Origin of the sequence: Sinorhizobium sp. P24N7 (assembly GCF_042436655.1) — a bacterium.
GTDB lineage: Bacteria > Pseudomonadota > Alphaproteobacteria > Rhizobiales > Rhizobiaceae > Sinorhizobium > Sinorhizobium meliloti_A.
Map to the genome: position 1 here is coordinate 119853 of NZ_JBHMIW010000007.1, position 11634 is coordinate 131486.

At 63.7% G+C, this 11634-nt stretch carries 10 protein-coding genes; 7 read left to right on the forward strand and 3 right to left on the reverse strand.

Annotated features, from left to right (window positions below; genetic code table 11):
* Positions 1-255 precede the first annotated feature (255 nt).
* The 3 genes from ileS (at position 256) to ACFHWW_RS13985 (ending at position 4460) form a co-directional block, all read left to right on the forward strand.
* Positions 256-3165: an isoleucine--tRNA ligase gene (gene ileS / locus ACFHWW_RS13975; protein WP_379938758.1), complete on the forward strand. Its 2910-nt coding sequence runs from the start codon at positions 256-258 to the stop codon at positions 3163-3165.
* A 132-nt stretch (positions 3166-3297) separates the two neighbouring features.
* Complete coding sequence (locus ACFHWW_RS13980; RefSeq protein WP_018094344.1) at positions 3298-3918, forward strand: hypothetical protein; 621 nt, start codon at positions 3298-3300, stop codon at positions 3916-3918.
* Between the two features lie 62 nt (positions 3919-3980).
* Positions 3981-4460, forward strand: a complete 480-nt coding sequence (locus tag ACFHWW_RS13985; RefSeq protein ID WP_018094345.1) for a GNAT family N-acetyltransferase — start codon at positions 3981-3983, stop codon at positions 4458-4460.
* A gap of 51 nt (positions 4461-4511) precedes the next feature.
* Here the strand turns inward: ACFHWW_RS13985 and ACFHWW_RS13990 are convergent, their stop codons facing one another.
* Positions 4512-4961, reverse strand: coding sequence for a nucleoside deaminase (locus tag ACFHWW_RS13990; RefSeq protein WP_102761386.1), 450 nt, complete (start codon positions 4959-4961; stop codon positions 4512-4514).
* Between the two features lie 74 nt (positions 4962-5035).
* On the opposite strand from ACFHWW_RS13990, the gene ACFHWW_RS13995 reads away from it, so the two are divergent.
* The 4 genes from ACFHWW_RS13995 (at position 5036) to ACFHWW_RS14010 (ending at position 8616) form a co-directional block, all read left to right on the forward strand.
* Positions 5036-6733 (forward strand): pseudouridine synthase, encoded by a 1698-nt coding sequence (locus ACFHWW_RS13995; RefSeq protein ID WP_379938761.1) that lies wholly within the window; start codon positions 5036-5038, stop codon positions 6731-6733.
* 6 nt (positions 6734-6739) lie between these two features.
* Positions 6740-7300 carry a 16S rRNA (guanine(966)-N(2))-methyltransferase RsmD gene (gene rsmD, locus ACFHWW_RS14000; RefSeq protein WP_100669307.1) on the forward strand — a complete coding sequence of 187 codons (561 nt, stop codon included), beginning with the start codon at positions 6740-6742 and terminating at the stop codon, positions 7298-7300.
* Between the two features lie 72 nt (positions 7301-7372).
* Positions 7373-8272, forward strand: a complete 900-nt coding sequence (locus ACFHWW_RS14005) for a patatin-like phospholipase family protein (protein WP_100669305.1) — start codon at positions 7373-7375, stop codon at positions 8270-8272.
* A gap of 62 nt (positions 8273-8334) precedes the next feature.
* Positions 8335-8616, forward strand: a complete 282-nt coding sequence (locus ACFHWW_RS14010; protein WP_379938763.1) for a hypothetical protein — start codon at positions 8335-8337, stop codon at positions 8614-8616.
* A 223-nt stretch (positions 8617-8839) separates the two neighbouring features.
* Here the strand turns inward: ACFHWW_RS14010 and ACFHWW_RS14015 are convergent, their stop codons facing one another.
* Both ACFHWW_RS14015 and ACFHWW_RS14020 read right to left on the reverse strand, forming a co-directional pair.
* Positions 8840-9097 (reverse strand): type II toxin-antitoxin system VapB family antitoxin, encoded by a 258-nt coding sequence (locus ACFHWW_RS14015; RefSeq protein ID WP_379938765.1) that lies wholly within the window; start codon positions 9095-9097, stop codon positions 8840-8842.
* A gap of 648 nt (positions 9098-9745) precedes the next feature.
* Positions 9746-11572 carry a monovalent cation:proton antiporter-2 (CPA2) family protein gene (locus ACFHWW_RS14020; RefSeq protein ID WP_379938767.1) on the reverse strand — a complete coding sequence of 609 codons (1827 nt, stop codon included), beginning with the start codon at positions 11570-11572 and terminating at the stop codon, positions 9746-9748.
* Positions 11573-11634 lie beyond the last annotated feature (62 nt).

Genomic DNA, 11634 nt, shown 5'->3' on the forward strand with positions numbered 1-11634 from the left:
GCGTCAAAGATTTCGGACATGTGCGGCCGGCGGACCCTTTTCAAAAGGCGGAAAACGCCTTAAAGAACCGGCCATAATGACCCGGTTCCATCGAGTGATCGTCGATCAGCGAATTATTGGCCCGGCTTTCCGCGCGCTCTAGGCTGCGCCGGAAGGTCCGGGATTTCGGCGTTTCAACGCCCCCATCATCTTCGAGATTACCGAACCCTTCCGCCTGCGTGACTGCCCCGCGCGGAAAAGACGAATGCGAAAACCATGACCGAGACCGCTGAAAAGACCGACTATTCTTCCACCCTTTACCTGCCGCAGACGGATTTTCCGATGCGGGCCGGCCTGCCGCAGAAGGAGCCGGAGACCGTCGCCCGCTGGCAGAAGATGGAGCTTTACAAAAAGCTCCGCGCGTCCGCTGCCGGCCGCGAGAAGTTCGTCCTGCACGACGGCCCTCCCTACGCCAACGGCAACATCCATATCGGCCACGCCCTGAACAAGATCCTCAAGGATGTGATCAACCGCTCTTTCCAGATGCGCGGCTTCGATGCCAATTACGTGCCGGGCTGGGACTGCCACGGTTTGCCGATCGAATGGAAGATCGAAGAGAAGTACCGCGAGAAAGGCAAGAACAAGGACGAGGTGCCGGTCAACGAGTTCCGTAAGGAATGCCGTGAATTCGCAAGCGGCTGGATCGGGATTCAGACCGAGGAGTTCAAGCGCCTCGGCATCGAGGGCGACTTCGAAAACCCCTACACCACGATGAACTTCCACGCGGAAGCACGCATCGCCGGCGAACTGATGAAGATCGCCAAGTCCGGTCAGCTCTATCGCGGCTCCAAGCCGGTCATGTGGTCGGTCGTCGAGCGTACCGCACTGGCCGAGGCCGAGGTGGAGTATGCCGACGTCGAAAGCGATATGATCTGGGTGAAGTTCCCGGTGACCGAAGGCCCCGATGCGCTTGCCGGCGCCTTCGTCGTCATCTGGACGACGACCCCCTGGACGATCCCGGGCAACCGTGCGATCGCCTACTCGTCGCGCTATGCCTATGGGCTCTATGAAGTCGCGACCGCCGAGAACGACTACGGCCCGCAGCCGGGCGAGAAGCTGATCTTCGCCAAGCGCCTGGCGGAAGAGTCGGCCGCAAAGGCGAAGGTCACCTTCAACTTCGTGCGCGATGTGGAGGCGGCCGATCTGGCCGCGATTACCTGCGCCCATCCGCTGCACGGCCTGGGTGGCGGTTATGCGTTCAATGTCCCGCTTCTCGACGGCGAGCACGTCACCGACGATGCCGGCACCGGCTTTGTCCATACTGCACCCAGCCATGGCCGCGAAGACTTCGAGGCCTGGATGGACAATGTGCGCGTCCTCGAGGAACGCGGCATCTCGTCCACGATCCCGTTTCCGGTCGACGATGCCGGCTATTTCACCGCCGACGCCCCCGGCTTCGGTCCGGATGCGGAAGGCGGCGCCGGCCGCGTCATAGACGACAAGGGCAAGAAGGGCGACGCCAACGACCGCGTCATCAAGGCTCTGATCGGCCGTCACGCGCTCTTCGCGCGCGGCCGTTTGAAGCATTCCTATCCGCATTCCTGGCGGTCGAAGAAGCCGGTCATCTTCCGCAACACGCCGCAATGGTTCGTCACCATGGACAAGGATTTCGGCGACGGCACGACGCTGCGCTCGCGCGCGTTGAACGCGATCGACGAAACCCGTTTCGTGCCCGGCGCCGGCCAGAACCGTCTCCGGGCGATGATCGAACAGCGCCCCGACTGGGTGCTTTCGCGCCAGCGCGCCTGGGGTGTGCCGATCGCGATCTTCGCCGACGACGAGGGCGAAATCCTCGTTGACGACGAGGTCAATGCCCGCATCCTCGACGCTTTCGAGAAGGAAGGAGCGGACGCGTGGTTCGCCGAAGGCGCGAAAGAGCGCTTCCTCGGCAACGACCACGACCATGCCCGCTGGCACCAGGTCACGGACATCCTGGACGTATGGTTCGATTCCGGGTCGACCCACACCTTCACGCTGGAGGACCGTCCGGACCTGAAATGGCCGGCCGACGTCTATCTCGAAGGCTCCGACCAGCACCGCGGGTGGTTCCATTCCTCGCTGCTCGAAAGCTGCGCGACGCGCGGCCGCGCGCCCTACAACGCCGTCATCACCCATGGCTTCACCATGGATGAGAAGGGCGAGAAGATGTCGAAGTCGAAGGGCAATACCGTCACGCCCCAGGAGGTGATGAAGGATGCCGGCGCCGACATCCTGCGCCTCTGGGTCATGACGACGGACTATTGGGAAGACCAGCGCCTCGGCAAGACCATCATCCAGACGAATATCGATGCATACCGCAAGCTGCGCAACACGATCCGCTGGATGCTCGGCACGCTCGCCCACGACAAAGGCGAGGCCGTAGCGCTTGCCGACATGCCGGAACTCGAAAGGCTGATGCTGCATCGTCTTGCCGAACTCGACCGGCTGGTGCGCGAAGGCTACGACGCCTTCGACTTCAAGAGGATCGCCCGCGCGCTCATCGATTTCTCGAATGTCGAACTCTCGGCTTTCTATTTCGATATCCGCAAGGATGCGCTCTATTGTGACGCGCTGTCGTCGCTGCGCCGCCGCGCGGCCCTGCAGGTCATCCGCACCCTTTTCGATTGCCTGGTGACCTGGCTTGCACCCATGCTGCCCTTCACTGCCGAGGAGGCCTGGCTTTCGCGCAACCCACAAGCCGTTTCCGTGCATCTCGAACAGTTCCCCACGGTCCCGGCGGAATGGCGTAACGACGCGCTCGCCGAGAAGTGGCGGAAGATCCGCGAGGTGCGCAAGGTGGTGACCGGCGCGCTCGAGATCGAGCGCAAGGAAAAGCGCATCGGCTCTTCGCTGGAGGCGGCTCCGGCCGTCCATGTCGCCGATCCGGATCTGCTCCAGGCGCTCAACGGCCAGGACTTCGCCGAGATATGCATCACCTCGGGGATCGAAGTCGACGGGGGCGAGGGCCCGGAGGATGCGTTCAGGCTGCCGGACGTCGCGAAAGTCAGCGTCGTACCGAAACTCGCCGAGGGCCGCAAATGCGCCCGTTCCTGGCGAATCACCACCGATGTCGGCTCCGATCCGCTCTATCCGGACGTCTCCGCGCGCGACGCGGCCGCCCTGCGGGAGCTCGGCTTCAAGCCGTAATCGATCGGTTTACCGGGTGAATTGCGTTCAGGCTCTTCATCCGGTAAAACCTGCCCGAAATTTGGCGGATTTTTCCGCCATGGGGCGCTGAATGGCCGTTTTAGCGACGCGCGGCCGGCTGGAAGGAATCTCATGGGAATGACGCGAGAGTTGCGAGCGGCCGCCGGCATTGCCGCCATCCTGGCGGGAGGTCTGGTGCTTTCCGGCTGCATCGGCGGCCCGACCTACGGAACGGACAAGACGGCCGGCGAGCATTTGCTCGACGATCTAGGCAGCGCGGTCAGCCTCGCTCCCGCGAAGAAGGATCCGGTCAAGTATCAGCCGCGCCCCGGTTTGGTGCTGCCGCCGCAACAGCAGCAGACCGCTCTGGTCGAGCCGCAGCAGTCGCTTGCAAGCCGCGAGGCCAACCCGGCCTGGGTCGAGTCTCCCGAAGAGACGCGCGCGCGTCTGCGCGAAGAGGCGGACGCCAACAAGAACGATCCCAACTACGTCTCGCCGCTGGCAAAAGCGAATGCCAACGGCCGCCGTCTTTCCGCCAAGGAGCAGCAGGAGGCCTATCGCGAGGCGCGCAAGATCGAGCAGGGCGCCTATGCGGACAAGCGCCGCTTTCTGAGCGACCCGCCGCTCGAATACCGTCGACTGCCGGAAGGGGCTGAAGCCGATCTCGGAGAGCCCGAAAAGGACAAGGCGCGCCGCCGCAAGAAGGAGGCGCAGATCAAGAACTCCGGAAGCAAGTGGTACTGGCCGTTTTAGAGCGGGATGAGAAACTGCGTGCGGCTCCGTTCGCATCCAAGTTTTAGAATTGGTCCAAAGCCATGGCTATCAGCATTCGCGATGCCCTTCCCGGTGACGCTGCGACGATCCTCCGTTTCATCACGGAACTCGCGACTTATGAAAAGGCGCCGCACGAGGTCGAGGCGACCGTCGAGCGCGTGCACGAGTCGCTCTTCGGAGCCGATGCCGTCGCGCGCGCCGTGATCTGCGAGGCCGACGGCAAGCCCGCAGGCTTTGCCGTCTGGTTCTACAGCTATTCCACCTGGCAGGCGCGCAAGGGACTATATCTGGAGGATCTTTACGTCTCGCCGGAGTTTCGGGGCTCTGGCGCCGGCAAGGCGCTCCTGAAGCACCTGGCGCGGACGGCAGTCGCGGAAGGCTGCGGCCGCTTCGAATGGAGCGTTCTCGACTGGAACGAGCCCGCCATCCGCGTCTATGAGGCCGTCGGGGCGGAGCCCATGTCGGAATGGACTCGTTACCGGCTCGCCGGCAAGGGATTGGAAGCGTTCGCAGCGGACTGACACTTCACGCGGTCCCGGGGAAATCGCAACACAGTTTTCCCGAAGTGATTTTTAACGCCGGCTGGCGAAGAATTCACGAAGAATGTCGGCTGCCTCCCGCTCGGCAAGACCGGAATAGACATCCGGCACATGATGGCAGGTGGGGGAAGCATAAAACCTGACGCCGTTGTCGACCGCGCCGCCTTTGGGATCCTCCGCGCCATAATAGAGGCGGCGGATGCGAGCGAAGGAGATCGCAGCCGCACACATGGTGCAGGGCTCGAGCGTGACATAGAGATCGGCTCCCGAAAGACGCTCGTCGCCGACGGCGGCCGCCGCCTGGCGGATCGCCTCGATCTCCGCATGGGCGGTGATGTCGCTGAGTTCGCGGGTGCGGTTTCCGGCCGCGGCGATCATCTTGCCGTCGAGCACGATGACGGCGCCGATCGGCACTTCGCCGCGTGCCGCCGCCTTTCGGGCCTCCTGAAGGGCCGCCTGCATGAAGCGTGCCGTTTCTGCCATCGTTCGTTCGATAATTTCCTCTTAACCCACGGCCTACGACCTGATAGGACAGCCGCAAAAGGCAGGCAACACAAATGACATCCAAAGACAAGCCCACGAGGCCCGGCGGCAAGGCCAAGGGTCGCGACAAGAAACCTCATTCCGGCAGCGAGAAGCCTGCGGCACGGGCAGCCGGCAACAGTCCGGCAGCGCCCACCGGTGCGGACGAGCCGCAACGCATCTCGAAGATCCTGTCGCGCGCAGGCGTCGCCTCGCGTCGCGACGTCGAGCGGATGATCATGGAAGGGCGGGTCAGCCTCAATGGCGTCGTGCTCGACACGCCGGTCGTCAATGCGACCCTTGCCGACAGGATCGAGGTCGACGGCCATCCGATCCGCGGCATCGAACGGACACGGCTCTGGCTTTATCACAAGCCGGGCGGCCTCGTGACGACCAATGCCGATCCGGAAGGCCGTCCGACGGTTTTCGAGAACCTGCCCGAGGATCTGCCGCGCGTTCTGTCGGTGGGCCGCCTCGACATCAATACCGAGGGCCTGCTGCTCCTGACGAACGACGGCGGGCTTGCCCGCGTGCTCGAGTTGCCGTCGACCGGCTGGCTGCGCCGCTACCGCGTGCGGGCGCACGGGGAAATCGATCAGGAGGCGCTCGACCGTCTGAAGGAGGGCATCGCGGTCGAAGGCGTTCTCTACGGAGCGATCGAGGCGACACTGGATCGGGTGCAGGGCTCGAACGTCTGGATCACCATGGGCCTGCGGGAAGGCAAGAACCGCGAGATCAAGAATGTTCTCGGCGCGCTCGGCCTCGACGTCAACCGGCTGATCCGCATCTCCTACGGTCCGTTCCAGCTCGGCGAGCTGCCGATCGGTCAGGTTCAGGAAATACGCGGCCGCACGCTGCGCGAGCAGCTGGGGCCCCGGCTGATCGCCGATGCCAAGGCGAATTTCGACGCGCCGATCTATAACGATCAGCCGGCTGCTGCCGAGCCTGAAGCGGAGCCCGCCAACCACGCAAAGGCGGAATGGGGCAACAAGCGCGAAAAGGCCGAGGACAAGCGGGAGCGTGCTCTTGCCCGTCTCGATACCCGACGCGACGATGGTCGCCCGAATGAACGCGGCCGCAGCCGCGGTAAGCTGGAGGAGCGTCCGGTGCGCCCGCCGGTCCGGCGCAACCGCTCTTCCAACGTCTGGATGGCGCCGGGTGCGCGTCCGACCGTAGAGAAAAAGCCAAAGGCAGCGGAGGACGAGCTGTCGCCGAAGGCGGCGCGGCGCGCGCCTGCGGAAGGCAAACGGCGCGACCGGCCGAAGGACGCTGCGGCGAAAGCAGCGGGCGGCTTCGATGCGGAACGCCAGGGCAAGGGCGGTAAATCCGCCGGCCGCAAGGATGCCGCAGGCGCCGGCGGCTTCGAGAGGCGTCGACCGCTCGAAAGCGCGGAGCGGAAATCCCGCGACCATGGCGACCGTCCGCCGCGCCGGCCCAGCGGCGAGCGAGCGGCCCGCCCGGCCGACGACCGCATCTCGTCCGAAGGACGCAAGGAGAACGCTCGGCCGCCGCGTGGCGACGGCAGGAAGAGCTTCGCCGGCGACCGGCCACGTGCGAACGCCGGCGGCAAACCGGTTGCTGGAAAGCCGGCTTCGGGAAAGCCGGCCGCCCCTCGCTCGTCCGGCCCGCGTGCCGGAAAACCCGCCGGCAGCAGACCCGCCGGAGGCAAGCCCGGCGGTCGTCCGAGCGGCGGTAAGCCGCCGGGCAAGGGGCCGCAGGGCAGGGGGAAGTAGGCGGCCGTGCGCATCGTCGGTGGAGAGTTTCGCGGCCGCACGCTGGCCGCGCCGAAATCGGACGATATCCGTCCGACCACGGACCGCACGCGCGAGAGCCTGTTTAACATCCTGAGCCACGCCTATCCGGAGGCGCTTGACGGAACGCGCGTTCTCGATCTTTTCGCGGGCACGGGGGCCGTCGGGCTCGAGGCGCTGTCGCGCGGCTGCCGGCAGGCTCTCTTCGTGGAGCAGGGGGTCGAGGGACGCGGGCTGCTGCGGATCAATATCGAGGCGCTCGGCCTTCAGGGGCGGGCCAAGATCTTTCGCCGCGACGCGACGGATCTCGGACCGGTCGGGACGATGGAGCCGTTTCATCTGGTGTTCGCAGATCCGCCCTATGGCAGGGGTCTCGGCGAACGCGCTCTGGCCGCGGCTGCCCGCGGCGGTTGGCTCGTTCCGGATGCCCTTGCAATCCTGGAGGAGCGCGCGGACGTCCGGCCGCAGTTCTCCGAAAGTTTCGAATCGGTCGACGAACGCGCCTTCGGCGATACGCTCATGCATTTTCTGCGTTTCCGAGGCGCCTGAGACCGGCGCAAAGGCGGTTGGAGCTGTTCAGATTCCGCGTGATCTCGGCCTGCCCCTCGTGCAGGATGGCCGATGACGGAGGTGGCGATGGAGCAGAACCTGTCCACGATACGCAAAGCCGCGGGTAGCGAGGGGGAGCCGACCATCGCGCTTGCCCTCGGCGGCGGCGGCGCGCGCGGACTTGCCCACATCCATGTCATCGAGGCGCTCGATGAGATGGGGCTTCGGCCGGCGGTCGTCGCCGGTTCGTCGATCGGCGCTCTCATGGGCGCGGGTGTGGCCGCCGGCATGAGCGGGAAGGAAATCCGTGAACACGTGCTTTCGACCGTCGGCCGGCGTGGGGAGGTTCTCAACCGCCTATGGCGATTGAGGCCGACCAGTCTTGCCGAGGCTGTGGCGAGCGGCTTCCGCGTCGGCCAGTTCAATATAGAGCGTGTGCTGAAGGCCTTCCTGCCCGAGGCGGTGCCTGTCCGCTTCTCCGATCTGGCCATCCCCCTGAAAATCATCGTCACCGACTATTACGGGCAGACGGAGCGGGTCTGCGAAAGCGGGGACCTCTACAAGGCGCTCGCTGCCTCCTGTGCCCTGCCGGCGGTATTCATGCCGGTGAAGATCGACGGCCGCGTGATGATCGACGGCGGCATCTATAATCCGATCCCCTTCGATCACCTGCGCGGACTGGCGGATATCGTCGTCGCCGTCGATGTCGTCGGCGGGCCGGATGGCGACGGGGAGACGATCCCGAGCCGTATCGACAGCCTGTTCGGCGCGACCCAGTTGATGATGCAGTCGATCATCACGATGAAGATGCAGGCCGGCGCACCGGATATTCTCCTGCGTCCCGATGTCGGGCGGTTCCGCGTCCTGGATTTTTTGCGCGCCCAGGAATTGCTGACCGCCACCAGCGGGACCAAGGACGAGGTGAAGCGCGCGCTGGCAGAGCGCATCGATCGGTGGAAGAAGGGGATATAGGCGACCAGGGGCAAATGATCTGTTCAACCGGCTTGAACAAAATCCCCGGTCGGAGACGCGGGATGCGGGCGGACAACCGCACGCACTTTTCTCCCGCTCTAAGGCCTGTCGAGATTCTGGCCACCCGCGGCGGCTTGTTTGATTTCCTCATTCCTGTGCTTGTCACAGGAATCCAGCCAGACCAAGTCCTTGGGCTGGAAAGGCTCTTCCGCGCCGCAGACGCGGCGCTGCTGGATCCCTGTGACGAGCACAGATCGGCTACGATCAAAGGAAACAAGCTTCAACGCCATTATCCATGTCGCAGCAGCGGTCATAAACTCAAAATGAATCTCAACAGGCCTTAGCACAAGTGGTAACAGGCCCTGATATCACTCCGCCTTTTCCAGCGTGTCGTCGGCAAGATCCGGCAGAGCATCGTCAGGCTGAGTGACTTCACGCTTCGGCTTTACCAGCGGCTCCGGCCGGACTGGCCTTGAATGTAGCATGTCGCGGCCGGCGGTGACCCTCTGCTTCTTGCAGGACCAACTGCGCGAGCCTTACGCCGCCGGGATATCGGTTTGCGAGAAATCACTTGAGGGGGAGTCCATCCTCGTCATAACCGATGATGTCATCGGAGCTGCGACCGTCGAGGACGGGCATGGCATTCCAGCGGCGTTGAATGGCCTCCAGATCCTTCAGAAGAGCCGCGCGCCGGGCAGCGGTGTCGGTTCGGCGCAATCGTTCTTCGAGGGCACGCTTGGTGGCCAGCGTGATGGATTCCCCTGTCCGCCGCTCAAGTGTGCGGGCAAGCTGCTCGGTTTCTATATCCTTGATGCTCAACGCCATTAGAGGCTTCCTGGTTCCCACCAGTCTATATTCTACCGGAATGAAACATTGATATCCAGAACGCACGTCCATATTGCGGCAGCAGGGACGGTCGACGGGTCGTGACGCGGAGTTCCTGGAGATCATTTCGGCCCTGACAGAGAGGGCCCTTTCTCTTAGATCAAGATGATTTAAGTCGGATCGACCTAAAACATGAGCGTATCGATTCCAAGAAGTTGAGACGCGGGATGCGGGCGGAAAACCGCACACACTCTTCTCCCGCTCTAAGGCCTGTTGAGATTCTGGCCACCCGCGGCGGCTTGTTTGATTTCCTCATTCCTGTGCTTGTCACAGGAATCCAGCCAGACCAAGTCCTTGGGCTGGAAAGGCTCTTCCGCGCCGCAGACGCGGCGCTGCTGGATCCCTGTGACGAGCACAGGGATGAGGACGGAGGAGAGATGCAGTCCTCCGATACGTTTTCCTACAGCGCTGCGCGTCTTATGAGACGCGCGAAGGTCGCTGCAGCACTTTGAGCTGCTGCATGTTTTTGTCTTTTGATCGGCTACGATCAAAGGAAACAAGCTTCAACGCCATTATCCATGTCGCAGCCGTCATAAACTCAAAATGAATCTCAACAGGCCTTAGCACAAGTGTTAACAGGCCCTGATATCACTCCGCCTTTTCCAGCGTCTCGTCGGCAAGATCCGGCAGAGCATCGTCAGGCTGAGTGACTTCACGCTTCGGCTTTACCAGCGGTTCCGGCCGGACGGGCCTTGAATGCAGCATGTCGCGGCCGGCGGTGATGCCCTCCGCTTCCTGGAGCACCAGCCTTGCCTCGTCGCGGCGGCGTATATCGTCCATGATGCCAATGGCTTCGTCGCCGTTCACGCCGAGCGCCTCGAGCGTCTTTCGGCCGAAAAGCAGACCAGACTCGAACGTCTCGCGCAATTCGTAGTCGACACCCCGTGCGCGCAGTTCCAGCGTGTGCAGGCGGTCGTAGGAGCGCGCGAAGATGCGGGCATTCGGGTATTCGGCATGGACGAGATCGATGATCTTGTCCGTGACCTCCTTCTTCTGCGTGCACACGGCGACAATCTTCGCCTTCTCTATTCCGGCCGCTCGCAAGACGTCGAGGCGTGTGCCGTCGCCGAAATAGATGCGGAAGCCGAATGTGGCCGCCTGACGCACGCGCGCCGCGGAATGGTCGATGATCGTCACATCGCGGCCGCCGGCGAGAAGGATCTGCGAAGCGATCTGGGCGAAGCGGGAAAAACCGATCATCAGCACGTCGGCGCCGGCGCCCTCGAAATCCTCTTCCATTTCCTCGGCCAGTTCGTCCTGCTTGTGCATCAGCCGCCTGGAGAGCATCGCTGCCACGGGTGTCAACGCCATGGAGAGCGTGACGATGGCGACGAGCAGGGAGGACGTGGCTTGCGAGAAGGCGCCGGCCGCGGCGGCTGCGGTGAAGAGCACGAAGCCGAATTCGCCGCCCTGCGGCAGAAGCAGGCCGATGCGCACGGCGTCGTTGTGGCGTGAGCCGGCGGCCCGGCACAGTCCGTAAAGGACCAGGCTCTTTACCAGCATCAGCACGGGAACGGCGATGATGATGCTCAGCAGGTTCTCTGCCACCACATGGAGCTCGAGCGACAGGCCGACCGCCATGAAGAAAAGCGCCTGGAGGATACCGCGGAATGGCTCGATGTCGGCCTCCAGCTCGTGACGATAGGACGATTCCGCCAGCAACACCCCGGCAAGGAAGGCGCCCATCGCCATGGAAAGGCCGGCGAGCTGCATCATCGTCGCCGCGCCCATGACGACGAGAAGCGCGGCTGCGATCATGACGTCGCGCGCGCCGGTGCGCGCGATCACCTGAAACAGCGGATTGAGAAGATAGCGACCGGCGGCGAAAAGCGCGGCCACGGCGGCGATGGCGATCGCGAAGTCTTCGATCGGCGTGGTCGTATCCTCCGGTGCTTGCGCCGCCATCAGCGGAATGATCGCAAGCAGAGGCACGATCGACAGGTCCTGGAGCAGGAGAATGGAGAAGGCGCGCTGGCCATAGCGCGTGTTGGTATCGTTGTTCTCCTCCAGGATCTGCATGGCGAAGGCCGTGGAGGATAGCGCCAGGCCGAAGCCGGCGATGACGCTGCCGGCGCCTCCGAGAAGACCGCTGAACGCGATCAGGAACGAAAGAACGGCGCCGGTGATCACGACCTGTGCCGTACCGAGACCGAAGATGTCGCGCCGCATCTGCCACAGCCGCGACGGTTTCAGCTCGAGGCCGATGATGAACAGCAGGAAGACGACGCCGAGTTCCGAGACATGCAGAATCTCTTCGCCCTCCGTGATTTGCAGGGCGACGGGACCGATCAGGATGCCGGCGGCGAGGTAACCAAGGATGGTGCCGAGCCCGAGACGCTTGAACAGCGGCGCTGCGATCACGGCGCCGGCAAGCAGCATGAGCGCCTGCGAATAGATTATCGTTGTCGTTTCCATGCTCGGTGCTTCCGCTATAACGGCCGGGGGACCCGTGGAGAGGGCGTATTCGGCCGCATATC

Coding starts and splice junctions, on each gene's coding strand:
- ileS (WP_379938758.1), top strand. CDS start 256: ATGACCGAGACCGCTGAAAAGACCGACTATTCTTCCACCCTTTACCTG.
- ACFHWW_RS14015 (WP_379938765.1), bottom strand. CDS start 9,097: ATGGCGTTGAGCATCAAGGATATAGAAACCGAGCAGCTTGCCCGCACA.
- ACFHWW_RS14020 (WP_379938767.1), bottom strand. CDS start 11,572: ATGGAAACGACAACGATAATCTATTCGCAGGCGCTCATGCTGCTTGCC.
- ACFHWW_RS13985 (WP_018094345.1), top strand. CDS start 3,981: ATGGCTATCAGCATTCGCGATGCCCTTCCCGGTGACGCTGCGACGATC.
- ACFHWW_RS13980 (WP_018094344.1), top strand. CDS start 3,298: ATGGGAATGACGCGAGAGTTGCGAGCGGCCGCCGGCATTGCCGCCATC.
- ACFHWW_RS13995 (WP_379938761.1), top strand. CDS start 5,036: ATGACATCCAAAGACAAGCCCACGAGGCCCGGCGGCAAGGCCAAGGGT.
- ACFHWW_RS14010 (WP_379938763.1), top strand. CDS start 8,335: ATGCGGGCGGACAACCGCACGCACTTTTCTCCCGCTCTAAGGCCTGTC.
- ACFHWW_RS13990 (WP_102761386.1), bottom strand. CDS start 4,961: ATGGCAGAAACGGCACGCTTCATGCAGGCGGCCCTTCAGGAGGCCCGA.
- ACFHWW_RS14005 (WP_100669305.1), top strand. CDS start 7,373: ATGACGGAGGTGGCGATGGAGCAGAACCTGTCCACGATACGCAAAGCC.